25 protein-coding genes are annotated in these 25,023 nt (G+C 57.8%); 2 read left to right on the forward strand and 23 right to left on the reverse strand.

The annotated features are described in order from the left end of the window. Positions 1-18 precede the first annotated feature (18 nt). The 21 genes from R0140_RS17515 to yceD form a co-directional block, all read right to left on the reverse strand. Complete coding sequence (locus R0140_RS17515; protein WP_008805997.1) at positions 19-1,323, reverse strand: NAD(P)/FAD-dependent oxidoreductase; 1,305 nt, start codon at positions 1,321-1,323, stop codon at positions 19-21. 244 nt (positions 1,324-1,567) lie between these two features. Next, positions 1,568-2,110 carry an alpha/beta hydrolase YcfP gene (gene ycfP, locus R0140_RS17520; protein WP_002900775.1) on the reverse strand — a complete coding sequence of 181 codons (543 nt, stop codon included), beginning with the start codon at positions 2,108-2,110 and terminating at the stop codon, positions 1,568-1,570. A 35-nt stretch (positions 2,111-2,145) separates the two neighbouring features. Beyond that, positions 2,146-3,156 (reverse strand): beta-N-acetylhexosaminidase, encoded by a 1,011-nt coding sequence (gene nagZ / locus R0140_RS17525; RefSeq protein ID WP_162494430.1) that lies wholly within the window; start codon positions 3,154-3,156, stop codon positions 2,146-2,148. A 23-nt stretch (positions 3,157-3,179) separates the two neighbouring features. After that, positions 3,180-4,007, reverse strand: a complete 828-nt coding sequence (thiK, locus tag R0140_RS17530) for a thiamine kinase (protein WP_022065356.1) — start codon at positions 4,005-4,007, stop codon at positions 3,180-3,182. After that, positions 3,988-4,626: a penicillin-binding protein activator LpoB gene (gene lpoB, locus R0140_RS17535; RefSeq protein ID WP_162493324.1), complete on the reverse strand. Its 639-nt coding sequence runs from the start codon at positions 4,624-4,626 to the stop codon at positions 3,988-3,990. Before lpoB ends, thiK begins: the two co-directional genes overlap by 20 nt. Positions 4,627-4,647: 21 nt before the next feature. Next, entirely contained in the window at positions 4,648-5,022 is a 375-nt protein-coding gene (locus R0140_RS17540; protein WP_002900683.1) for a YcfL family putative periplasmic lipoprotein, read from the reverse strand. A gap of 4 nt (positions 5,023-5,026) precedes the next feature. Further along, on the reverse strand, positions 5,027-5,383 hold the full coding sequence (gene hinT / locus R0140_RS17545; protein ID WP_004204571.1) for a purine nucleoside phosphoramidase: 357 nt from the start codon (positions 5,381-5,383) through the stop codon (positions 5,027-5,029). A 261-nt stretch (positions 5,384-5,644) separates the two neighbouring features. Beyond that, positions 5,645-7,078 carry a PTS glucose transporter subunit IIBC gene (ptsG, locus tag R0140_RS17550; protein ID WP_008805993.1) on the reverse strand — a complete coding sequence of 478 codons (1,434 nt, stop codon included), beginning with the start codon at positions 7,076-7,078 and terminating at the stop codon, positions 5,645-5,647. A 296-nt stretch (positions 7,079-7,374) separates the two neighbouring features. Next, a complete protein-coding gene (locus R0140_RS17555; RefSeq protein ID WP_008805992.1) occupies positions 7,375-8,169 on the reverse strand; it encodes a metal-dependent hydrolase in 795 nt (264 codons plus the stop codon). A 10-nt stretch (positions 8,170-8,179) separates the two neighbouring features. Continuing rightward, positions 8,180-9,184 (reverse strand): DNA polymerase III subunit delta', encoded by a 1,005-nt coding sequence (gene holB, locus R0140_RS17560; RefSeq protein WP_096834699.1) that lies wholly within the window; start codon positions 9,182-9,184, stop codon positions 8,180-8,182. Next, the gene (gene tmk, locus R0140_RS17565; protein WP_008805990.1) at positions 9,181-9,822 is read right to left on the reverse strand and encodes a dTMP kinase; all 642 of its coding nucleotides are present in this window, start codon (positions 9,820-9,822) and stop codon (positions 9,181-9,183) included. The genes holB and tmk overlap by 4 nt, the downstream gene beginning before the upstream one ends. Then, on the reverse strand, positions 9,812-10,834 hold the full coding sequence (yceG, locus tag R0140_RS17570) for a cell division protein YceG (RefSeq protein WP_096834698.1): 1,023 nt from the start codon (positions 10,832-10,834) through the stop codon (positions 9,812-9,814). Before yceG ends, tmk begins: the two co-directional genes overlap by 11 nt. Before the next feature lies 1 nt (position 10,835). After that, positions 10,836-11,645, reverse strand: coding sequence for an aminodeoxychorismate lyase (gene pabC, locus R0140_RS17575; protein ID WP_096834697.1), 810 nt, complete (start codon positions 11,643-11,645; stop codon positions 10,836-10,838). Between the two features lie 125 nt (positions 11,646-11,770). Further along, complete coding sequence (fabF, locus tag R0140_RS17580; protein ID WP_012542241.1) at positions 11,771-13,012, reverse strand: beta-ketoacyl-ACP synthase II; 1,242 nt, start codon at positions 13,010-13,012, stop codon at positions 11,771-11,773. Between the two features lie 89 nt (positions 13,013-13,101). Next, on the reverse strand, positions 13,102-13,338 hold the full coding sequence (acpP, locus tag R0140_RS17585) for an acyl carrier protein (RefSeq protein ID WP_000103754.1): 237 nt from the start codon (positions 13,336-13,338) through the stop codon (positions 13,102-13,104). 210 nt (positions 13,339-13,548) lie between these two features. Next, positions 13,549-14,283 (reverse strand): 3-oxoacyl-ACP reductase FabG, encoded by a 735-nt coding sequence (fabG, locus tag R0140_RS17590; RefSeq protein ID WP_002899294.1) that lies wholly within the window; start codon positions 14,281-14,283, stop codon positions 13,549-13,551. 12 nt (positions 14,284-14,295) lie between these two features. Next, a complete protein-coding gene (gene fabD, locus R0140_RS17595) occupies positions 14,296-15,225 on the reverse strand; it encodes an ACP S-malonyltransferase (RefSeq protein WP_012542242.1) in 930 nt (309 codons plus the stop codon). Positions 15,226-15,240: 15 nt separating this feature from the next. Next, the gene (locus R0140_RS17600; protein WP_012968572.1) at positions 15,241-16,194 is read right to left on the reverse strand and encodes a beta-ketoacyl-ACP synthase III; all 954 of its coding nucleotides are present in this window, start codon (positions 16,192-16,194) and stop codon (positions 15,241-15,243) included. Between the two features lie 54 nt (positions 16,195-16,248). Beyond that, entirely contained in the window at positions 16,249-17,346 is a 1,098-nt protein-coding gene (plsX, locus tag R0140_RS17605; RefSeq protein ID WP_012542244.1) for a phosphate acyltransferase PlsX, read from the reverse strand. A 203-nt stretch (positions 17,347-17,549) separates the two neighbouring features. Next, a complete protein-coding gene (gene rpmF / locus R0140_RS17610) occupies positions 17,550-17,723 on the reverse strand; it encodes a 50S ribosomal protein L32 (protein ID WP_000290724.1) in 174 nt (57 codons plus the stop codon). A gap of 16 nt (positions 17,724-17,739) precedes the next feature. After that, positions 17,740-18,261 (reverse strand): 23S rRNA accumulation protein YceD, encoded by a 522-nt coding sequence (gene yceD, locus R0140_RS17615; RefSeq protein WP_008805983.1) that lies wholly within the window; start codon positions 18,259-18,261, stop codon positions 17,740-17,742. A 141-nt stretch (positions 18,262-18,402) separates the two neighbouring features. On the opposite strand from yceD, the gene R0140_RS17620 reads away from it, so the two are divergent. Continuing rightward, on the forward strand, positions 18,403-18,987 hold the full coding sequence (locus R0140_RS17620) for a Maf family protein (RefSeq protein ID WP_008805982.1): 585 nt from the start codon (positions 18,403-18,405) through the stop codon (positions 18,985-18,987). Between the two features lie 37 nt (positions 18,988-19,024). Here R0140_RS17620 and rluC read toward each other — a convergent pair whose 3' ends face one another. Next, positions 19,025-19,978: a 23S rRNA pseudouridine(955/2504/2580) synthase RluC gene (gene rluC / locus R0140_RS17625; RefSeq protein ID WP_012542245.1), complete on the reverse strand. Its 954-nt coding sequence runs from the start codon at positions 19,976-19,978 to the stop codon at positions 19,025-19,027. Positions 19,979-20,677: 699 nt separating this feature from the next. Between rluC and rne the strand changes: the two genes are divergently transcribed. Then, positions 20,678-23,941, forward strand: a complete 3,264-nt coding sequence (gene rne / locus R0140_RS17630; protein WP_117122491.1) for a ribonuclease E — start codon at positions 20,678-20,680, stop codon at positions 23,939-23,941. A 38-nt stretch (positions 23,942-23,979) separates the two neighbouring features. On the opposite strand, the gene R0140_RS17635 is transcribed toward rne, so the two are convergent. Then, positions 23,980-25,008, reverse strand: a complete 1,029-nt coding sequence (locus tag R0140_RS17635; protein WP_162499987.1) for a LysR family transcriptional regulator — start codon at positions 25,006-25,008, stop codon at positions 23,980-23,982. Positions 25,009-25,023 lie beyond the last annotated feature (15 nt).

Genomic DNA, 25,023 nt, shown 5'->3' on the forward strand with positions numbered 1-25,023 from the left:
CCGGGTAAAGACAGCGTATTAGTGCAGCTTAAGACGCGGGCGAATGATGCGGTTGATGCGCCCGACCAGCATCATCAGGCCGGTTTTGAAATAGCCGTGCAGGGCGATCTGGTGCATACGGTACAGGGAGATGTACACGAAGCGCGCAATACGCCCTTCCACCATCATCGAGCCGCGCATCAGGTTACCCATCAGGCTGCCGACGGTGGAGTAATTGGACAGCGACACCAGCGAGCCATGGTCTTTATAGGTATACGCCTTCAGCGGTTTGCCTTTCATCTGCGCCAGGATGTTGTTCAGCGCGCAGGTAGCCATCTGGTGCGCCGCCTGGGCCCGCGGAGGGACAAAGCCGCCTTCCGGACGCGCACAGGAGGCGCAGTCGCCGATGGCGAAAATATCCGCATCGCGGGTGGTCTGCAGCGTCGGCTCGACCACCAGCTGATTGATACGGTTGGTTTCGAGGCCGCCGATCTCTTTCATGAAATCTGGCGCTTTGATCCCGGCCGCCCAGACCATCAGATCCGCTTCAATATATTCGCCATCTTTGGTGTGCAGACCGCCTGCATCCGCGCTGGTGACCATGGTCTGCGTCAGCACCCGTACGCCCAGCTTGGTCAGCTCATTATGCGCCGCCCCGGAAATGCGCGGCGGCAGTGCGGGCAGAATACGCTCGCCCGCCTCGACCAGCGTGACGTTCAGCGCTTCGTTAGTCAGCCCTTTGTAGCCGTAGCTGTGCAGTTGTTTCACCGCATTATGCAGTTCAGCGGAGAGTTCCACGCCGGTGGCGCCGCCGCCGACAATGGCGATGTTCACTTTACCGTTGGCACCCAGGTTGGCGGAGTATTTGAGGAACAGGTTGAGCATTTCCTGATGGAAACGACGCGCCTGATGCGGGTTGTCGAGGAAAATGCAGTTCTCTTTCACGCCAGGGGTGTTGAAGTCATTCGAGGTACTGCCCAACGCCATCACCAGCGTGTCGTACGGCAGTTTACGCTCAGCCACCAGCAGCTCGCCTTTTTCATTACGCAGCTCGCCGAGGGTGATGGTCTTCCCTTCGCGGTTGATATCCACCACCGAACCCAGCTGGAACTGGAAACCGTGGTTGCGGGCATGGGCCAGATAGCTCAGCGCATCGACACCTTCATCCAGAGAACCGGTGGCCACTTCATGCAGCAGCGGCTTCCACAGATGGCTGTGGTTACGGTCCACCAGGGTGATTTTCGCTTTTTTATGGCGCCCTAACTTTTTCCCCAGCTGAGTTGCCAGTTCCAGTCCGCCAGCGCCGCCACCCACAATTACGATTTTTTTCAATGGCGTAGTCATGTGTACCCCTAAAATTATTAACCAATTGTTAAATAAAAGTTATGATAATAGCCTTTATTTAACAACAAGTTACGTCAATGAAACCATTCAGCACCGTCGAGAATACCATGAACGGTGCATTGGTCATACCAAAATTGATATGCATCAAGTTTTGTCGCGTATTTTTTCAGCGAAACCAATAAGTGTAGGCATAAAAAAACCCGCGCGGTGAACACGGCGCGGGTTTGGCGACAGGGGAAAAGGCTTAACCGAGGGTTTTAAACGCTTTCAGTCGCTGCAGGTGCGGCGAGATGTTTTTAAATTTATGGGTCTGCTCTTCATCCCAGATAATTTCATAATAGTGGTGCAGGAGATCGGCGGAACGCTGGCTGTCCAGCGCTTCGTCCTGCCGGGAGAGCACCACCAGGCAGCGATCGCGATTCTTCTCACGGAAGTTGGTCACACACTTGGTGGCGATGTCAGCATACTCTTCCGGGCGGTCGATTTTGCCTTCCATGTTTTCATGCGGAAACAGGTTTGGATTGAACACCGCCTGGCGGATATCGCACAGAAAACCAATCCGCTCCGCCCAGTAGCCGCCAAGGCCGACGCCACAGATCAGCGGCCGGTCATCAGCGGTAAGCTGCAGCATTTTATCGACCTCTTTCAGCAGATGCTGCATGTCGTGCTTGGGGTGGCGCGTGCTGTAGCTAATCAACCGCACGTCCGGGTCGATAAACTGCAGCTGCATCACCTTCTCATGGTTACCGGGGCTGTTCGAGTCAAAACCGTGTAAATAGATAATCATCGCATCCTCACCAGACAACAACGCCCCACAGAGCGTTACGCGGACTTCGCCTCTTGCCAGCGCGCATGAAGCTGCTCCAGCTGGGCACTCACCGTTTTCCAACGGGCTGAATCCCTTAACTCCTGACGGGAAAAGGAACCTTTATGATACAATTTCGTAACACGCTCTGCTTTGATCGGCGACAGGTTATCCAGCACACTGACCGCGCCTTTACGATTATTGCAGACCAGTATCATATCGCAACCGGCGTCAAGCGACGCCTGACCGCGTTCGGCATAGCTGCCCATGATCGCCGCCCCTTCCATCGACAGATCGTCGGAGAAAATCACCCCGTCGAAGCCCAGCTCACCGCGCAGCACCGTTTTTAACCAGTACGCTGAGCCGCTGGCCGGGCGCGGGTCGAGCTCCGGGTAAATCACATGCGCGGGCATAATGGCATCCAGACGCTGTTCGGCGATGAGGCTTTTGAACACCGCCATATCGTGGTCGCGAATCACCGATGCCGGCCGCGGATCGAACGGAGTCTCTTTGTGCGAATCGGCGGTCACCGCCCCGTGTCCCGGAAAGTGTTTGCCGGTGGTTTTCATGCCCGCGGCGTGCATCCCGTCAATAAAGTGACGCGCCATCGTCAGCGCTTTCTGCGGATCTTCATGATAAGAACGTTCGCCGATCGCGGCGCTGATGTGGCCGACGTCCAGCACCGGCGCAAAGCTAATATCGATGTCCATGGCGATCATTTCGCTGGCCATCAGCCAGCCGGCCTCGGCGGCCAGTTTACCCCCCTCTTCCATCCCCAGCAGCGCGGCGAAAGACTGGGCCGCCGGTAAACGGGTAAAGCCTTCGCGGAAACGCTGAACGCGTCCCCCTTCCTGATCGACCGCCACCACCAGATGGTTCCGGGAGGCATCGCGGATCTGGCGCACCAGCTCCCGCAGCTGCGCCGGATCGTGATAATTACGGGTAAAGAGGATCAACCCTCCTACCAGCGGATGCGCCAGAATCTCTCGCTCTTCCGCATCCAGTTCATACCCTTCGACATCCAACATGACTGGGCCCACACTGACCTCTCTTATCCTTTACGTTCGTTGTCTAACTGACACCATATTTCATCTGCCAGCGTGATAAATTGCCGATCGCCGCTCTGCTGCCAGCGCATTTCATACCATCCCGCCATCAGCAGCAATACCCACGGGCGCCAAAGTACAACCTGCCGCCAAAGCTGCTGCGCGTCGATGGCCGCCCGCCGGGCATACGCCGCCACCAGCTGGCGGCGCTGGTGAGGGGAAATCCACACCGCGGCCAGCTCCAGCGCGATATCGCCATCGCCGGCATATTCCCAGTCGATCAGCCTCAGGCCGGACTCGCTGTGGATAATATTGCCGGCATGGACGTCCATATGCAGCGGCGCCAGCCGCAGAGGACGGGGCTCGCCCCGGCGGCGCAGCCGCTGATGCCAGCGCAGCCAGCGCGGCGTGCGCCGTGCCGGATCGCACGTCTGCCAGTACTGGGCCAGCAGCGGTGCGAGGGTAACACGCCAGCCGAATCGCGGTTGCTGATGCACGTCATACAATAAGTCTGACAGCATAGGGCAGGCCGGTAACTCGCTTTTCACCTCCCCTGCGCAATATTCCACCACCATCCAGCAGGGTGAGTAAAACAGCGGGGCTGGCGCCAGCCTGGCAGGCAGTTGGCGGAGCGCGCGATACTGACGGCGGAAATAACAGGAAGCGGCTGATGGGTCGTGCGGCTGACGTAGCACGTGCCGCTGGTCGCCGTCGCTGATAATCACACTGCCGCCGCTGAGGCCATTCTGGCTCAGCGAGGCGACAGGATGATAGCGGGGGAAGAAGCGCGACAAGAGCTCATCGCGCGTCAGCTTATTGTTGCTGAACAGCACCTTTACCTGACCAGATAATCTCGCCGGTTTGCACCAGCATCAACTGCATCTTCAGTTCAGGCGCGTTGACGTTGCCGGTGGCATTGGAGTAAAGCACATACTGCGCGCCCACGTTGCGGGCGATACCCATGGCTTTGCTGCGGCTGCCGAGGCTGTCCTGCGGCGACAGGCCCAGCTGCTGTTTGGCGACCCCCAGCTGCTGCGCCGAGACCAGCGTAAACTTGCCGTTGCCGGCCAGCGCATTACGCAGCGCGGTAGTGGCTTCTCCCGCATTCAGCGTACCATTGGTGCGGTTGTTCACGCTGTCAACCAGCAGAATACTGCCCGCATTGACGCCGCTGGCCTGCAGCATCTGCCCCACCAGCGGCTGGACCGCGCCGTTCCAGTCATAATGACGCACGCGCGGCGCCGGCTGACCAGACTGCTGATCCTGATGCTCAATGGGCCCCGGCTGCGACGGTACGGCAGGAACCGCCGGTACCGTCGGCACCGTGGGCTGCGGCTGCGCAGGCTGCTGCGGCTGCGGTTTGGCCTCTTCGACCGGCGCAGGCTGCTCACGTAACCCCGCACAGCCTGCGAGGAATATCGCCAGTGCTGTGATTAACGCATAGCGACACATTTTCATCATTATAATTACCCCTTACAGATAAAGATAAAGGCGGGCCTTATGCGCCCCCAGGATATTGGCGCTACCATACAATGTCACCGAAGAGCGTGCCGGAACCACGATGGTGCGCGGCGCGTCCAGCGGATGCATCTCCAGCCCTCGGGCGTCATACCAGAAAAAACGATAGTGCACGGTGACCGGCTGCTGGCGCTCGTTATACAGCGTTGAGGAGGCGGTAGCCTGAATCTCCGTCGCCACCACGGCAGGCTCGCTGGCGCTGATCCCGGCCGCCAGCACGCTCGACTCCATCACCAGCGCCTGCTGGTCAGAAACCGGGATCTCCGGATGTGAACTACACCCGGCCAGCAGTCCCGCCGCCAGGCAAGCGCCCAAAAGGGTCCTGAGCATGGCGTTAGCCTTTATGCGCCAGCATCGGGCCCAGCGGACGACCGCCCAGCAGATGCATGTGGATATGGTAAACTTCCTGGCCGCCGTGGCGGTTGCAATTAACGATCAAACGGTAGCCATCGTCGGCAAGACCTTCATCGCGGGCGATCTTCGCCGCGACGGTCATCATCCGGCCCAGCGCCAGCTCATGTTCGGTGGTGACGTCATTCACGGTAGGAATCAGAACATTCGGGACAATCAGAATGTGGGTGGGTGCCTGCGGGGAGATGTCGCGAAAAGCGGTCACAAGCTCATCCTGATAGACAATATCCGACGGGATCTCCCGGCGAATGATTTTGCTGAAAATCGTTTCTTCTGCCATGACTGATTCCTTATTAGTTTTATCCCATACGCTGGCCTGCTTCTGCAGATAAACGCGGACGCACAGGTTCAGATAAGAGTATGAGCGACATCCTCCCTCTCTTTCAACCTGAAAGCAGTTTTTCTTATTCAACTATAGACTTAGCTGCTGAGGGATTAAGCATTTGCCGGATACTCTTCAGGGTTATCGCCTCAGAAAACCTCACCTCGTAACGTAAAAAAGGCAGCCAATAGGCTGCCTTAGTCTCCCCGATACTACGTCTTAACTGTTACGGATGTACTCATCCATTTCAGTTTTCAGGTTATCGGACTTGGTACCGAAGATGGCCTGTACGCCAGAACCTGCCACTACCACGCCAGCGGCGCCCAGTTTTTTCAGGCCAGCCTGGTCAACTTTCGCTACATCCGCCACGCTAACACGCAGACGAGTAATACATGCGTCGAGGTTGGTGATGTTCTCTTTACCGCCGAAAGCGGCGATCAGAGCCGGAGCCATCTCGCTGGTTGCGCCAGCTTTGCTCTCTTCGGTGGTATCTTCACGACCCGGTGTTTTCAGATCCAGGGCTTTAATCAGCACGCGGAAAATGACGTAGTACACGATCGCATAGCAGATACCGACAATCGGGAACAGCCACAGCTTGCTGCTGTTACCGGACAGGACGATAAAGTCGATCAGGCCGTGAGAGAACGAGGTACCGTCACGCATACCCAGCAGGATACAGATCGGGAACGCCAGACCCGCCAGAATGGCATGGATAACGTACAGGATCGGCGCCACGAACATGAAGGAGAACTCGATCGGCTCGGTGATACCGGTCAGGAACGAGGTCAGCGCGGCGGAGATCATGATACCGCCCACTTTGGCGCGGTTTTCCGGTTTAGCAGAGTGCCAAATCGCGATTGCCGCTGCCGGCAGACCGTACATTTTGAACAGGAAGCCGCCAGACAGTTTGCCCGCGGTCGGGTCGCCTGCCATGTAGCGCGGGATATCGCCGTGGAACACCTGACCAGCCGCGTTGGTGTATTCGCCGATCTGCATCTGGAAAGGAACGTTCCAGATGTGGTGCAGACCAAACGGCACCAGGCAACGCTCGATGAAACCGTAGATACCAAACGCTACCACCGGGTTCTGATAAGCAGCCCACTGGGAGAAGGTCTGGATCGCGGAACCGATCGGCGGCCAAATGAAGGAGAGGATCACGCCGGTGAAGATAGCGGCCAGACCAGAGATAATCGGTACAAAGCGCTTGCCCGCAAAGAAGCCCAGGTATTCTGGCAGCTTGATGCGATAGAAGCGGTTGAACATGTACGCGGCGATAGCACCGGAGATAATACCGCCAAGCACGCCGGTATCAGCCAGGTGTTTTGCCGCAATCTCTTCAGCAGGTAAATGCAGCACCAGCGGCGCAACCACCGCCATGGTTTTCACCATGATGCCGTAAGCCACGACTGCAGCCAGTGCGGATACACCGTCGTTATTGGTGAAGCCGAGGGCCACACCGATAGCGAAGATCAGCGGCATGTTGGCGAAAACTGAACCGCCTGCTTCTGCCATAACGTGGGAGACCACGGCTGGCAGCCAGCTGAAGTTTGCGGAACCGACGCCCAGCAGGATACCTGCGATAGGCAGTACGGATACCGGCAGCATCAGCGATTTACCGACCTTCTGCAGGTTAGCAAATGCATTCTTAAACATAATTGAGAGTGCTCCTGAGTATTTGGTACTTTTTTACGTTTTCACGCATTGGCCCGGGGGGAGAACCGTGCCGTGGACAGGACATCTAAGCGCCCTTTATTTATTACACAGAGTAAAATAATTAACGGGATGATTGTTTGACGGCTATCACGTTTCAATCAGCCTTCCGGTAAAAATTTACATCAGCTTACATAAGTTGTATCCAGATGTTGCCAAAAAACCTTCACCGCCACTTTTGTGGCGGTGAACTTTACTCGCTTTGGTTATTAATTACGAGCCTTAAAATAATAAGCAGATCAAGCAGGTTGCAAGCGGGCGGGGTCAATATGGAACAGAGTGGCAAAATTATCGGTGGTCTGCTGGGCCAGTTGCTCCAGCGACACGCCTTTCAGTACCGCCATGTATTCCGCAACGTCACGGACCAGCGCCGGCTGGTTCTCTTTGCCGCGATGGGGGACTGGCGCCAGGTACGGCGAATCGGTCTCCACCAGCAGGCGATCCAGCGGAACATAGCGCGCCGCATCGCGCAGCTGCTCGGCGTTACGAAAAGTGACGATACCGGAAAACGAGATATAGAACCCCATGTCGAGCAATTTACCCGCTGTCTCCCTGTCCTCAGTGAAACAGTGTAGTACGCCACCGCAATCCGTCACCTTTTCTTCGCGTAAAATGGCCAGGGTATCGGCGCGCGCGTCGCGGGTGTGGACGATCACCGGCTTATTCAGCTCGCGGCCAATGCGTATGTGGTCGCGAAACGAGGTTTGCTGCTGGGCTTTGGTTTCCGGGGTATAAAAATAATCCAGACCGGTCTCCCCCATCGCCACAACGCCCTCTTCCGCCGCCAGCGTGCGCAGGGTCTCCACCTCGTAGGCTTCGTCCTGGTTTAACGGATGCACGCCGCAGGAGAAGACGACGTTGTCACGCGTCCCCACCAGCTCACGCATACTGCGGTAGCCGGGCAAGGTCGTGGCGACCGCCAGGCAGAATTTCACATCGCGCGCGGCCGCTTTTGCCAGCACGTCGTCGACGTTTTTGTGCAGAGTTTGATAATCCAGACCATCAAGATGGCAGTGGGAGTCGACTAAAAACATAATGTCTCACTCAGAGGTGGGATACGGGTAAAACCGTCCCGGGTTGCAGGTAATGTTCCCAGCGCAGCAGGCGCTCGGTGAGCAGCAGTTCGCGGTTGACGCCGACGACGTTCAGCAATTGCTCACGGCAGGTACAGACGTCATGGGCGATCGCCTGCAGCCGGGCGGCGGGCAGGCTGTGCGCCAGCTGCTCCAGCAGCGGCCAGACGTCCGGGTTACTCACCAGGGCAATCCCCTGCTGTCGTTTTTGCGCATCGACCAGCAGCGATGCCAGCCAGTGCAGGCGAACCGCCGCCTGTTCATGATTGAGTATCGGCAGCAACGCCAGCCAGTCACCGCTCGCCAGAGTGGCCGCCAGGGCCTGACACAGCTGCTGCCGCGCCGTCCACTGCGGTTCCTGTAATAGTTCGAGCGCCGCGGCCGGCGCGCTGGCGCACAGACGCAACGCGGTCAACAGTGACTCCTGCGGCAGGTTCACCTCTCGCTCCAGCCAGGCCAGGGCATAAGACTCCGACGGCGGCGCCAGGTGGTGCAGGCGACAACGGCTGCGCAGAGTCGTCAGCAGACGCGCCGGCTCCTGGCAGGCGAGGAAGAACCAGGTATTCTCCGGCGGCTCCTCCAGCGTTTTCAGCAACGCGTTGGCGGCGGCATCGGTCAGCAAAGCGGCATCGCTAATCCATACCACTTTCGCCCCGCCAAGGCGCGCGCGCTCATAGAGCTTTTCGTTGACATCGCGCACCGCATCAATGCCCAGCGCACTCTTGCCCTTTTCAGGGGCCAGCGGATAGTAATCAGGATGCGTGCCGGCCTGCATTAGCTGGCAGCTGTGGCAGTGGCCGCAGCTTTTATGTCCTTCGGGCTGGCGGCACATCAGGAAGCGGCACAGCGCGTAAATCAACGCCTCACCGCCCATCCCGCTCAGAGACTGTAACAGCAAGGCGTGGTGGCCTCGTCCGGCCTGATAGCTTCCGACCAGTTGCTCGAACGACGGGCGCAGCCACGGATACCATTTCATGCCGGTTGCTCCGCCATCCACTGGGCGATTGTGGCGCGTATGTCGCGAGCGACGGCGTCGAGCGGCTGGGTCGCGTCAACCGTACGGATCGACGGGTCTGCAGCGGCCAGCTCAAGGTAGCGCGCGCGGGTGCGATTGAAGAAGTTCATGGACTCCTGCTCAATGCGATCCAGTTCGCCGCGGGCCCGGGCGCGCTGCAGCCCCACTTCCGGCGTGACGTCGAGGTACAGCGTCAGATTGGGGCGGAAATCGCCGAGTACCGCGTCGCGCAGCGTCGCCAGCATCGTACGGTCGATTCCCCGGCCGCCGCCCTGATAAGCCTGAGTCGACAGATCGTGACGATCGCCGATCACCCACTGGCCGCGGGCCAGCGCGGGCTTAATCACGGTCTCCACCAGCTGGACGCGCGCCGCGTAAAACATCAGCACTTCCGCTTTATCATTAATGACCTCATCACCCGTGGACTGGATATCCAGCACCAGGCTACGCAGTTTTTCGGCAAGGACAGTGCCCCCCGGCTCGCGGGTAAACACCATATCGTGAATACCTGCCGACTGCAGCGTCTCCACCACCAGCTGACGTGCGGTGGTCTTCCCGGCGCCCTCCAGCCCCTCGATGACGATATAGTTACTGCGCATTTTTTTCCTTAAGTACTTTCAGATAGTCCTGCACCGCACGGTTATGACTGACCAGGTTTGTGGTAAACGTATGGCCCCCTTTCCCGTCGGCGACAAAATAGAGGTATGACGTTTTCGCCGGATGGGCGGCCGCCTTCAGCGACGCCTCGCCCGGCACTGCGATAGGACCAGGCGGCAGGCCGCTGATGGTATAAGTGTTGTATGCGGTCGGCGTCTCGAGATCCTTACGCGTTAACTTACCAGTATACCCCTCGCCCATCCCGTAGATCACGGTCGGATCGGTCTGTAAGCGCATACCAATGCGCAGGCGATTGATAAATACCGACGCGACGCGGTCGCGCTCTTCCGCCACCGCGGTCTCTTTCTCAATAATCGAGGCCATGGTCAACAGCTGGTTCTGGTCGGCATAGGGCAGATTGTCCATCCGTCCTTCCCAGATCTTCGCCACTTCGGCGACCATTTTCTGATGCGCGCGCTTGAGGATGGCGATATCGCTGGTATTGGCGGTGTACATCCAGGTATCCGGCCAGAACCAGCCCTCCACCCAGTCGGCATGCTCAAGACCTAACGCCTTAGCCACCGTCGCGTAGCTATCATCCTCGAGAGCGTGCTTCACGTACGGGGCATCGCGCAGCTGGCGCAGGTAGTCGCTGACGCGCATACCTTCGACAAAGCGCAGCGGAAACTGCGCCTCTTTACCGCTGGCCAGCAGCTGCAGCATCTCGCGCACCGTCATCTGCGGCGTGAAGCGATAGGTCCCGGCTTTGAAGTGAGACAGCTCAGGTTCCACCCGCAGCAGCCACTGGAAAACGCGCGGGCGGTTGATCACCTTCTCGCGATAAAGATCCTGGCCCAGCGCCAGACGGCCGGTACCGGGCTCCAGGGTGAAGATGGTCTCTTCTTTAATCAGCAGCTTGCTGTCCGCCAGCTGGCGTACTTTCCACATGCCTGCCGCCGCGGCGATGCCCAGCACCACCACTAACAGCAGAATAAAACGTAACATTTTCTTCATACTAACCAGACAGCTCACACAAAGGGGCTAAAAAATGGTAAAGCTCGCGCGAGGACCAGACGGTCTCCTCCCAGCGACGAACCGGCACCAGCGGCATCAGCGCATTGCAGATCAGCACTTCATCGGCTTCACGCAATACCTCAGGACGCGCTGTCACTTCGACAACGCGAAACGCCGATGGTGCCAGCTGTGCGATACAGCGCTGCCGCATAATGCCGTTGACCCCGGCGTAATCGAGCCGCGGAGTAAATACATCCCGTCCCTGACGCCAGAATAAATTCGCGGCACAGCATTCCGTAAGCCACCCGTCACTGTCAAGGACCAGCGCCTCATCGGCGTCCGTCTGCTCAAGATGAGAGCGGATCAGTACCTGCTCAAGGCGATTAAGATGCTTCAGTCCGGAAAGCCACGGGTTGCGCCCCAGGGGCACCGGGCTCTGGGTCAGGGTAATGCCCTCCTCCCGCCAGCGCGCATAATGCGCCGGGAATGGAGAGACACTGAGAATGCGGGTGGGCGACACGCAGCCCGCCGTACTGTATCCCCTTCCCCCAACGCCGCGGGTGAGGATCACCTTCAACACGCCCTGCGCGTGCGGCCGCGCCAGACGCTGCATCTCTTCGCTCAGCGTCAGCCAGTCGTGAAATGGTATTTGTAATTTTTCACAGGTTGTCTGCAAACGCTGCAGATGGGCGTCCAGTAGCGCAACCTGCCCCTGCTGGATGCGGGCGGTGGTAAAACAGCCGTCGCCAAACTGGGCGGCGCGATCGTTCGCCGCCAGCGTGTCCTGTTCAACGCCATTTATCAAGAACATAAAGGACTCCTTTTCACTGGTCGGTGAGTGTCTCAGGACACGGAGCAGAGGACAAGCGGAGAAAGCCGAATAAAAAAGGCCCGACGAACGGGCCTTTTGTTAAAGCAGTACCGGGGCAAGCCCTGTCACACTTTTTTGAAGATCAGCGAACCGTTAGTGCCGCCAAAACCGAAGGAGTTGCACAGGGTGTACTCCATACCGGAAACCTGACGCGCTTCGTGTGGCACGAAATCGAGGTCGCAGCCCTCATCCGGGTTGTCGAGGTTGATCGTCGGCGGAACCGCCTGGTCGCGCAGCGCCAGGATAGAGTAGATCGACTCTACGGCCCCTGCCGCGCCCAGCAGGTGCCCGGTCATGGATTTGGTGGAGCTCACCATGACGCGGCTCGCCGCATCACCGAAGACTGACTTAACGGCCTGCGCTTCTGCTTTATCGCCCGCCGGCGTCGAGGTGCCGTGGGCGTTGACGTAGCCAATCTGGCCCGGTTCGATACCCGCATCGCGAATGGCATTCACCATCGCCAGCGCGGCGCCCGCACCATCTTCCGGCGGTGACGTCATGTGGTAAGCATCGCTGCTCATGCCGAAGCCAACGATCTCGGCGTAGATTTTGGCACCGCGTTTTTTAGCATGCTCGTACTCTTCCAGCACCACCATACCCGCGCCGTCGCCCAGCACGAAGCCGTCGCGATCTTTATCCCACGGACGGCTTGCCGCCTGCGGGTTGTCATTGCGCGTGGAGAGCGCACGCGCCGCGCCGAAGCCGCCCACGCCAAGCGGGGTACTGGCTTTTTCCGCACCGCCTGCCACCATCGCATCGGCATCGCCATAGGCGATGATGCGCGCGGCCTGGCCGATGTTGTGCACGCCTGAAGTACACGCGGTCGCGATAGAGATACTTGGCCCACGCAGACCAAACATGATGGTCAGATGCCCGGCCACCATGTTAACAATTGTGGAAGGAACGAAGAATGGGCTGATCTTACGCGGTCCGCCGTTAACCAGCGAACTGTGGTTTTCTTCGATCAAGCCGAGACCGCCAATACCGGAGCCGATAGCGGCGCCAATACGGGTTGCATTCTCTTCCGTCACTTCAAGGCCAGAATCCTGCATGGCCTGAACGCCAGCGACAATTCCATATTGAATGAAGGCATCCATCTTGCGCTGTTCTTTGCGCGAGATAATGTCATCACAGTTAAAATCCTTTACTAAGCCAGCAAATTTCGTTGCATAGGCGCTAGTATCGAAATGGTCGATCAGGCTGATGCCACTCTGACCGGCAAGGAGAGCTTTCCAGGTAGACTCTACGGTATTGCCGACAGGAGACAACATGCCCAGTCCGGTCACAACTACACGACGCTTAGACACGTTTGTCCTCCAGGGAGGGAAAATAGATTCTTGTGGGACAATAAAAAGATAAAACTCAGGCGGTCGAATGACCGCCTGGAGATGTTCACTTACGCCTGGTGGCCGTTGATGTAATCAATGGCAGCCTGAACGGTGGTGATTTTCTCAGCTTCTTCGTCCGGAATCTCAGTATCAAACTCTTCTTCCAGAGCCATTACCAGCTCAACGGTGTCAAGAGAATCAGCGCCCAGGTCTTCAACGAAGGAAGCATTGTTGGTAACTTCTTCCTGCTTAACGCCCAGCTGCTCGCCGATAATTTTCTTAACGCGTTCTTCGATAGTGCTCATACTCTTAAATTTCCTATCAAAACTCGCTTTCGCGATGGTTTTCGTAGTGTATAAAATGTTGAAAAATTTGCAACTAAATCCCGGCAGGTCTTACCACGATTTTGCGCTATTTTGAGGCCGTTTGCCCTAAGAACGCAAATCTTTTCGCACAAAACCGCACAGGGAACCGTGCGAAGTGCGCGGTTCCTGAACGTTTTGCACAAATCTCGGTCAGACCATGTACATTCCGCCGTTGACGTGCAGCGTTTCACCAGTGATGTAACTTGCTTCGTCAGAGGCTAAAAATGCAACCGCGCTGGCGATTTCATTTGGGGTGCCAAGGCGCCCCGCAGGAACTGCCGCCAGCGTACCCGCACGCTGCTCATCGGTCAGCGCACGCGTCATGTCCGTTTCAATAAAGCCCGGAGCAACAACGTTTACAGTAATACCGCGGGACGCAACTTCACGCGCCAGTGATTTACTGAAGCCGATCAGACCCGCTTTCGCCGCAGCGTAGTTGGCCTGACCCGCATTTCCCATGGTACCAACCACAGAACCGATAGTGATAATACGTCCATGACGCTTTTTCATCATAGCGCGCATTACCGCTTTTGACAGACGGAAAACCGATGACAGGTTGGTTTCGATAATATCGTTCCACTCGTCATCTTTCATGCGCATCAACAGATTGTCGCGAGTGATCCCGGCATTATTCACCAGGATATCCACTTCGCCAAACTCTGCGCGCACATTTTCCAGAACAGATTCAATAGATGCCGGGTCGGTCACATTCAACATCAGACCTTTACCGTTGGCGCCTAAATAGTCGCTGATGGCCTGCGCGCCGCTTTCGCTGGTCGCAGTACCGATAACTTTCGCGCCACGAGCGACGAGCGTTTCAGCGATTGCACGGCCAATACCGCGGCTTGCACCGGTAACCAGCGCGATTTTTCCTTCAAAACTCATGGTTTTCCTCTTTTATTGCTCAAGCGCCGCAGACATCGCCGCCGGCTCGTTAAGCGCGGAAGCGGTCAGGGTGTCAACAATACGTTTGGTCAGGCCGGTGAGGACTTTACCCGGGCCAACTTCATACAGATGCGTTACGCCCTGCGCCGCCATAAACTCAACGGTTTTGGTCCACTGGACCGGGCTGTACAGCTGGCGTACCAGCGCGTCGCGAATGGCGTCCGGCGTGGTTTCGCATTTCACGTCGACGTTATTCACTACCGGAATCGTCGGCGCGTTGAAGGTGATTTTCTGCAACTCCAGCGCCAGTTTTTCTGCAGCTGGCTTCATCAGCGCGCAGTGGGACGGCACGCTCACCGGCAGCGGCAGCGCGCGTTTGGCGCCAGCGGCTTTACAAGCGGCGCCAGCGCGTTCAACGGCCTCTTTATGCCCGGCGATAACCACCTGGCCCGGGGAATTGTAGTTCACCGGAGAGACAACCTGCCCTTCGGCCGATTCTTCACAGGCTTTGGCGATAGAAGCGTCATCCAGGCCGATAATCGCGGACATGGCGCCGGTACCTTCCGGTACGGCTTCCTGCATGAATTTCCCGCGCAGTTCAACCAGACGAACGGCATCAGCGAAACCGATAACCCCTGCGCAAACCAGCGCGGAGTATTCGCCGAGGCTGTGGCCCGCCAGCAGGGTCGGCGCTTTGCCGCCCTGCTGCTGCCAGACGCGGTATAGCGCCACGGAGGCGGTCAGCAGCGCCGGCTGAGTCTGCCAGGTTTTATTCAGTTCTTCTGCCGGGCCCTGTTGAGCCAGCGCCCACAGATCGTAACCCAACGCTGCGGACGCTTCACCGAAGGTCTCTTCAATCACCGGCCAGGTGGCAGCCATATCGGCCAGCATGCCTACGGCCTGGGAACCTTGTCCCGGGAACACAAAAGCAAATTGCGTCATGTTTAAATCCTTATACTAAAAACGAACCAGCGCGGAACCCCAGGTGAAACCGCCACCAAAGGCTTCCAGCAGAATCAACTGACCGCGTTGGATACGGCCATCGCGAACGGCTTCATCCAGCGCGCAAGGGACTGACGCCGCGGAGGTGTTGCCATGGCGGTCGAGGGTCACAACGACGTTATCCATCGACATGCCCAGTTTCTTCGCCGTCGCGCTGATAATACGCAGGTTTGCCTGGTGCGGCACCAGCCAGTCCAGCGCTGAACGTTCAAGATTATTCGCTGCCAGCGTCTCATCAACGATGTGCGCCAGCTCGGTGACCGCCACTTTGAAGACTTCATTGCCAGCCATCGTCAGATAGATCGGGTTTTCCGGATCGACGCGATCGGCGTTCGGCAGGGTCAGCAGTTCGCCATAGCTGCCGTCAGCATGCAGATGCGTCGAGATAATGCCTGGCTCTTCAGACGCGCCAAGCACTACCGCGCCCGCGCCGTCACCGAAAATAATAATCGTGCCGCGATCCGCCGGATCGCAGGTACGCGCCAGCACATCGGCGCCAATCACCAGCGCATAATCCACCGCGCCGTTCTTCACGTACTGATCGGCGACGCTCAGCGCATAGGTGAAACCGGCGCAGGCGGCGGCGACATCAAACGCCGGGCAACCCTTAACGCCCAGCATAGACTGGATCTGGCATGCCGAACTCGGAAACGCGTGCGTGCCGGAGGTGGTCGCAACGATAATCAGACCAATCTGCTCCGCGGACACGCCCGCCATCGCCAGCGCCTGCTTTGCGGCTTCAAAGCCCATCGTAGCAACTGTTTCATGCGCTGCGGCAATACGACGCTCACGGATACCTGTGCGGGTGACAATCCACTCGTCAGAGGTCTCTACCATTTTTTCCAGGTCGGCGTTTGTACGCACTTGCTCGGGCAGATAGCTGCCGGTACCAATAATCTTCGTATACATGTACGCTCAGTCACTCTTGGGTAATATACCCGCCTCTTTCAACCTGCCGCGGCGTCAATCGTGGCCATTCGTCCCGCTTTGCTGTCGGGAGTTCACGTCACTGTCGCTTTCCGGCAGCGCGAAACCAGCTGGGTATAAAGATTCCAGGCGCGCGGCGATCCGTTGAGGAATTTGCCGCTGCACCGCCTGCACTGCCTGCTCTATCGCGACGCTAAAGGCGCGTTGATTGGCAGCACCATGACTCTTGATCACAGAACCGCGCAATCCTAACAGACAGGCGCCATTATACTGGTCGGGGTTGAGGTGACTGAATCGCCTCGCCAGGCTTTTTTGTAACCAACGTTTTAATAACAGCAGCCACCACGACCGTTTTTTGCCCTCTCCCTGAGATTTCAGCAGTGAAAGGAACATTCTGACAACACCTTCCATGGTTTTTAATGTGACGTTGCCCGTGAATCCATCACAAACCAGCACATCGGTTTTTCCGGTCAACAGTTCATTGGCTTCAAGATAGCCGATGTAGTTGAGGGAAGGCAGCGTTTTCAGCACTGCGGCAGCATCGCGAATGCTGCTGAGGCCTTTCATCTCTTCTTCGCCGATATTCAGCAAGGCGACGCGCGGGTTGGTCATGCCAACCACTTCCTCCGCCAGCACCGCGCCCATGACGGCGAACTGCACCAGCATCGTGCTGTCGCAATCGACGTTGGCGCCGAGATCCAGCACCACGGTTTTGCCCTTCTGCTGGTGCGGCAGAACCGTCACCAGCGCCGGCCGCTCAATACCTTCGATCGGTTTGAGCAACAGTTTCGCCAGTCCCATCAGCGCGCCGGTGTTGCCGGCGCTGACGCAGGCTTCCGCCCGCCCTTCTTTCACAAGCTCCAGCGCCACGCGCATTGAGCTTCCGCGACTGCTGCGGATAGCCTGTGCGGGTCGCGCATCACTGGCAATAACTGACTGCGCAGGAATAATCTGCAGACGCGAACGTTGTTCGAAGTCAGCTTTGGCAAGTAATGGCGTGATGGCGTCGGGGTCGCCGACTAAAAGAAGTGTGAGTTGCGAATTAGAGTTCAGTGCCTGCAGTGCTGCAGGCACCGTCACGGATGGGCCAAAATCGCCCCCCATGACATCTAACGCCAGGGTTAGACGTGTCAAGGTATCGTCGCTGCCCGGTTCGGTGATTCCCCAGTTGCCCGGGGAGTCCTCACTAAGCTTCATCACGCTGGCACTCGCGAATGTTCACGCTGCAGACGCAACAATTCGGGCATTGATGCCCCTGGTGATCGGGTTAACCGAATGTCCAGGGACGCACACGCCCGCCATGGCCTGCAACGGGAAATCCTGCGAGTATCGCGTGATTACTTAGCGATAACCTTGCGACCGCGGTAGAAACCGTCGGCAGTGATGTGGTGACGCAGGTGTTTCTCACCAGAAGTTTTGTCTACAGACAGGCTGGTGACTGCGGTCAGCGCGTCATGGGAACGACGCATGCCACGTTTGGAACGGGTTGGTTTATTCTGTTGTACGGCCATGGACCTTACTCCTCAATTACTTACGCTTTAAGCTGGCTAATACGGCAAATGGGTTTGGTTTTTGTGCCTCTTCAGGCAGTTCGCCAAAGACCATGTCCGCGTCGGACACTTCACAGTGTTCAGAATCATGCACCGGAACTACGGGCAGGGAGAGGATAATTTCATCCTCGACCATTGCCTGCAGGTCGATTTCACCGAATTCGTTAACCTCAATCGGCTCATACGCTTCCGGTAGTGCTTCGGCCTGTTCGTCATTTCTGACGGGGCTAAAACAATACGTGGTGTGGACGTGATGAGGGAACGGTTTCCCGCAACGCTGGCATTCGAGGGTTACCGTTACCTTTGCATCGCCAGTAATGACGGCGAGACGCTGGTTATCGATAGCGAACGACATGCTGCATTCCACATCGCTGTCCACGCTGACTACAGAATCGGCTACACGTTCAACCTGATCGCGGGCATAGATGCCTTCGTAATCAAGGCGTTTTTGAGCCGTGCGGACCGGATCAAGAGTCAGGGGTAATTTTACCTTTTGCATAGGGCGCGCATATTAACTTTGTAATGTCATAGAGTCAAAGAAAAAGGCAGCCTCAGGTTGCCTTTTGCCATTTATTCGCACACATTGCGGCGCATAGTTTAAGATGATGCTCTGCGAAGCGCTATATGTGGATGAAAAAATATGTCTGAACTTATCCTCGCGTCAACCTCTCCCTGGCGGCGCATGCTGCTGGAAAAACTGGGGTTACCGTTTGAATGTGCCGCGCCTGACGTTGACGAAACGCCGCTGCCGGAAGAATCCGCGCGTCAGCTTGTCGCCCGACTGGCGCAAGCCAAAGCGCAAAGCCTGGCCTCCCGCTATCCGCACCACCTTATTATAGGCTCCGATCAGGTTTGCGTATTAGACGGTGAAATCACCGGCAAACCGCACACCGAAGAAAATGCCCGCCGGCAGTTGCGAAAGGCCAGCGGGACCATCGTCACCTTTTATACCGGTCTGGCGCTATACAACTCCGCCACCGGCCATCTGCAAACCGAATGCGAGCCCTTTGACGTTCACTTTCGCCATCTCAGCGATAAAGAGATTGAAGGCTACGTCCGCAAAGAGAACCCGCTGCAATGCGCCGGGAGTTTCAAGAGCGAGGGGTTAGGGATTACGCTATTTGAACGACTGGAAGGCCGCGACCCGAACACTCTGGTCGGTTTACCCTTAATCGCGCTCTGTCAGATGCTGCGCCGCGAGAATAACAATCCGCTGTTAGGTTAAAGCAAAAAAAACGGCGGAACTGATTCCGCCGTTGCGCTTATTTGCTCTTACGTAGCACCTGTAAACAGTGCTTCAGCTGGTTATCCAGCGGCGCCTCAACGCGCATCACCTCCCCGCTCCCCGGGTGGGTAAACTTCAGCGCCGCCGCGTGCAGGAACAGGCGGTTTAAGCCGGTACCGGACAGCTGCTTGTCGAACTCGCGGTCGCCATAGCGATCGTCAAAAGCGATAGGATGCCCGGCATACTGGGTATGAACGCGGATCTGATGCGTGCGGCCGGTGACCGGGCTGCAGCGCACCAGCGTGGCGAATTCGTAACGCTCTTCCACTTTAAAGCGCGTCTCCGACGGCTTGCCTTCCTGACTCACGCGAACGATACGCTCCCCACTCTGCAGAATATTCTTCAACAGCGGGGCCTGGACCACTTTGGTATGCGACTGCCACTGGCCGCGCACCAGCGCCAGGTAGTCTTTCTGCATGCCTTTATCGCGCAGCTGCTCGTGCAGCGAACGCAGCGCTGAGCGCTTTTTCGCCACCAGCAGCACGCCGGAGGTATCGCGGTCGAGACGATGCACCAGCTCAAGGAAACGTGCCTCCGGGCGCAGGGCGCGCAGCCCTTCAATCACGCCAAAGCTCAGTCCGCTGCCGCCGTGTACCGCAGTACCGGAAGGTTTGTTGAGTACCAGAATATGATCGTCTTCATAGAGGATCACCTCAGAGAGCGCGGCCACTTTCTGCAGATGCGGCGATACCGCCTCTTCTTCACGCTCCGCCACGCGCACCGGCGGGATACGGACTTCATCACCCGCTTCCAGCTTATACTCCGGCTTCACGCGCTTTTTGTTTACCCGCACCTCGCCTTTACGCAGGATGCGATAAATCATGCTCTTCGGTACACCTTTCAATTGGGTACGCAAAAAGTTGTCGATACGTTGCCCCGCTTCATCAGCAGCAATGGCAACCATTTTTACGGTTGGGGTCTCAGTTTTCATGGTGCGCGATTCTAAATAGCCGGACGCATTAGCGCCACTCATTTTTATATGCTTATATTTATCATTATCCTGTTTTCACGGTTTACCTGACCGCCATTTTGTTTGTTATTAGAACAATCTGTATGGGCAGGTGATAAAACTGTGAGTAACCGGGTGATAAAAGGTGAAAGTCAACTTGCTATAACAAGGTTAGCAATGGAATAATGAGACCGTTTTCCGTATTGCATCTTGTTAGAACAAGACATTAGCGGAATGACCAATTTTGTCTGACCGATCGCCCACGCAGCAATGGCGTAAGACGTTGTGATCTTTCAGACAGTTAGCGGGCTGCGGGTTGCAGTCCTTACCGGTACAGGCTCTATGGATTTCAAGTCGCAGGAAGGCGTCAACTCCGGGACTCCCGGGAGCTCATCTGGATCCTTTGATCGAGGTGAGCAGGTTAAGCCACCATGCCTGCAACGCGAAAGACGACGAGTATAAATGGAATATTCTCTGGTGATACATCCCAGGCTGTTCCCCTGAATAATTGCGCTGTGTTTCCGTTTGAAACACAGGCGACCGACACTCTGCGCCTCTTAAGCGCGCGACAACCGTGAGGTTGGCGACGTGAACCAGACACGAGGCCATCGGTTTTCCCCCGGAAAGGCATTACTCTGCCCGCAGCTTAGTCGTCAATGTAAGAATAATGAGTAAGTTACGATGAAAAGAATGTTAATCAACGCAACTCAGCAGGAAGAGTTGCGCGTCGCCCTTGTTGATGGGCAGCGCCTGTACGACCTGGATATCGAAAGCCCCGGGCACGAACAGAAAAAAGCGAACATCTACAAAGGCAAAATCACCCGCATTGAACCTAGCCTTGAAGCCGCGTTTGTCGATTACGGCGCCGAGCGTCATGGTTTCCTCCCCCTCAAAGAAATCGCCCGCGAATACTTCCCCGCTAACTACAATGCGCACGGTCGTCCTAATATCAAAGACGTGCTGCGTGAAGGTCAGGAAGTTATCGTGCAGATTGATAAAGAAGAACGCGGCAACAAAGGCGCTGCGCTCACCACCTTTATCAGCCTGGCAGGCAGCTATCTGGTCCTGATGCCGAACAACCCGCGCGCGGGGGGAATTTCCCGCCGTATCGAGGGCGACGACCGCACTGAACTGAAAGAAGCGCTGGCGAGCCTGGAGCTTCCGGACGGCATGGGTCTTATCGTTCGCACCGCTGGCGTCGGCAAATCTGCCGAAGCCCTGCAGTGGGACCTGAGCTTCCGCCTGAAGCACTGGGAAGCGATTCAGAAAGCCGCGGAAAGCCGTCCGGCGCCGTTCCTGATCCACCAGGAAAGCAACGTGATTGTCCGCGCATTCCGCGATTATCTGCGCCAGGACATCGGCGAAATCCTGATCGATAACCCGAAAGTGCTCGAGCTGGCGCGCCAGCATATCGCCGCACTGGGTCGTCCGGATTTCAGCAGCAAAATCAAACTGTACACCGGTGAAATCCCGCTGTTCAGCCATTATCAGATTGAATCGCAAATTGAGTCCGCCTTCCAGCGTGAAGTGCGCCTGCCTTCCGGCGGGTCTATCGTTATCGACAGCACCGAAGCGCTGACCGCGATCGATATCAACTCCGCCCGCGCCACCCGCGGCGGCGATATCGAAGAGACAGCCTTCAATACCAACCTTGAAGCGGCTGACGAGATTGCCCGCCAGCTGCGTCTGCGCGACCTCGGCGGCTTGATCGTTATCGACTTCATCGATATGACCCCGGTTCGCCACCAGCGTGCGGTGGAAAACCGTCTGCGTGAAGCCGTTCGTCAGGACCGCGCGCGCATTCAGATTAGTCATATTTCGCGCTTCGGCCTGCTGGAGATGTCTCGCCAGCGCCTGAGCCCGTCGCTGGGCGAATCCAGCCATCACGTCTGCCCGCGCTGCTCCGGCACCGGTACCGTGCGTGATAACGAATCGCTGTCGCTCTCTATTCTGCGTCTGATTGAAGAAGAGGCGCTGAAAGAGAACACCAAAGAAGTCCACGCCATCGTTCCGGTACCGATCGCCTCTTATCTGCTGAACGAAAAACGTGCCGCAGTGAGCGCAATCGAATCCCGTCAGGGCGATGTCCGCGTCATTATCGTGCCAAACGACGAGATGCAGACGCCGCACTACTCCGTCCTGCGCGTGCGCAAAGGTGAAGAGACCTCAACGCTGAGCTATCTGCTGCCGAAGCTGCATGAAGAAGAGATGGCGCTGCCTGGTGACGAGGAGCCAGCAGAACGTAAACGTCCGGAGCAGCCTGCGCTGGCCGCCTTTGTGATGCCTGACGCCCCACCGGCACCGATGCTGGAAGAGCCTGTGGCTGCCCCTGCGGTCGCCGCTGCCCCGGTCGCGGCCGCCGCGCCGGCCCGGCCGGGACTGCTCTCACGCTTCTTCAGCGCGCTGAAAAATATCTTCTCTGGCACTGAAGAAGCCAAGCCGGTTGAAGTTCCGGTCGAGAAGAAAGCGGAAGAAAAACCGGAGCGTCAGCAGGAGCGCCGTAAACCGCGGAGCAACAACCGCCGCGATCGCAACGACCGCAACGACCGCAACGATCGCCGTGATAACCGCGACAATCGTGACAACCGCGATAACCGTGACAATCGCGACACCCGTGCGGACAATGCCGAGGGTCGTGAGCCGCGCGAATCGCGTGAAGAAAACCGTCGCAATCGTCGCGAAAAGCAGCCGCAAAACGTAGAAGCGCGTGACGCTCGCCAGACCGTCGGCGATGACGCGGACAAAGCCAAATCCCGCGACGAGCAGCAGCCGCGCCGCGAACGCTCCCGCCGCCGCAATGACGATAAACGTCAGGCGCAGCAGGAAGCCAAGGTGCAGACGCGTGAAGAGCCGGAAGTACAGGAGACTGAGCAGGAAGAGCGTGTGCAGACTCTGCCGCGTCGTAAACCGCGTCAGCTCTCCCAGAAAGTACGCATTGAGTCAGCCGTTGCCGAGCAGACTGCCGAGATCGCGCCTGAGACCGTTGTGGCTGAAGTCGCCACCCCGCGCAGCGAGCCGGTGAAAGCCGAGCTGCCGGCGGTAGTGGAAAACGTAGTGGAACACGATGAAAACGGCGAATCCCGTGAAGCGAACGGTATGCCGCGCCGCTCTCGTCGTTCCCCGCGTCATCTGCGCGTGAGCGGTCAGCGCCGTCGTCGCTATCGTGACGAACGCTATCCGACCCAGTCGCCGATGCCGCTGACCGTCGCCTGCGCCTCGCCGGAGATGGCTTCCGGTAAAGTCTGGATCCGCTACCCGGTCGTTCGTCCGCAGGACCAGCAGCCGGAAGAGGTTCCGGTTCAGGACACCAGCGCCATTGAAGCCATCGAGGCTGTTGCGATACCGGTTGCCGTGGTTGAAACCGTCACTGCCGCGCCAGTTACCGTCGAGCCGGCGACCATGGAGCCCGTTACCGCTGAGCCGGTGGTCGTCGAACCTGTCGTAGCCGCCGAGCCGGTTATCGTTGATACTCCGGAAATTGTCGAGCCAGCCGCTGTCGAGCCAGCCGCTGTCGAGCCAGCGCCGGTCGAAGCGCCAGCTGTCGAAGCGCCTCAGGCTATTGCGCCAGTGACGATCGACGCCGAGCCGGTCACGGTTGAACCTGAAGTGGTGGAAACGGCGCCTGTCGTTGAAGCGCCAGTGGAAACCATCGTTCCGGCCACGGAAACCGTGGTGGAAGCACCGGTGACCGAAGCCGCCCCAACAGCCCCTGCCGAACCGGTCAAAGCTGAAACGCCGGTAAGCAAACCCGTGGTTGTGGCTGGCGATCGCCATGCTACCGCGCCGATGACCCGGGCGCCTGCTCCGGACTATGTCCCGGAAGCGCCGCGCCACAGCACCTGGGTGCGCCCGCCGTTCGCTTTTGAAGGTAAAGGCGCCGCCGGTGGTCATAGTGCGACGCGTAAAGCCACCGCAGAACCGACCCGCCCACAGCCCGTCGAATAAGCGTGCTTAATAAAAAAACCGGCCTCTGGCCGGTTTTTTTATGCGCTTTGCGGACGCTGCATCCCGGCCAGATCCGGCATGATCTCCCGCATCAGGTCAAGGAACTTACGCAGGCGTGTCGGATAATAGCGCGCCCAGGGATAAACCAGATGAACCGGTAGCGAGGCGGGACGCCACTGCGGGAACAGCTCAATCAGCCGTCCGGCGGCAATATCCTCCACGACTGTCCAGCTGGACACCATCGCCACCCCCAGCCCCGCCAGCGCGGTATTTCGCGCGACGTACAGGCTGTCAGTGCTCAGGCAGGGGGTGATGGCCGTCGAGACGATTTGCCCACTTTCCAGATGCCGGAGCCGTACCTCATGCTGATAAAAGGTATTAATGGCGATCCACGGCAGGCCGGATAGCGCCTCCAGCGAGGTTAACGGCGGGTACTTCGCCAGGAGTTCAGGGGAAGCCACCACGCAGCGCGGCACTTCCGCCAGCAGCACGGATACCGTGGCCGGATCCACCTCCGCGCCAACGCGGATGGCGCAGTCGATATTATCGCTGAGAAAGTCGACGGTATTATCATTCAGCATCCACTCGACCGACAGTTGCGGATGACGCTGCAGAAATGCGACCAGCGGCGCCAGCAGCTGTTGCTGGCCAAAAGCATGGGGAGCCCGTACCCGCAGCACCCCCACGGGCTGATCGTCGGCAATACGCAGATCATCCTCCAGCGCCAGCCAGGCGTCCACGACCTGACGGGCATGGCGATAACAGCGTTCGCCATCGTCAGTGAGCTTCATCGCATGAGTGGTGCGCAGGATCAACTTCACCCCCAGCAGTCCTTCCAGGGACTGCAGGCGGCGGCTGACGGTTGCCTGGGTGGTATCCATCTGCCCCGCGGCGGCGGAGAGTGAGCCGGCCTCTATAATACGAATATAGGTGCGCATCAGCTCAATGCGGTCTATACGCTCCTGTCTTTTCATTTTTCTTTTGCCTATACGTACTACGTATAACCGTTTTACCACCAGCCCGGCTACCGCGCCAGCTGCATTCAGGGAAAAATAGCGCCATCGCATCTATGAGGTACTGAT

Origin of the sequence: Klebsiella sp. w6 (assembly GCF_033100215.1) — a bacterium.
Taxonomy (GTDB): Bacteria; Pseudomonadota; Gammaproteobacteria; order Enterobacterales; family Enterobacteriaceae; genus Klebsiella; species Klebsiella variicola.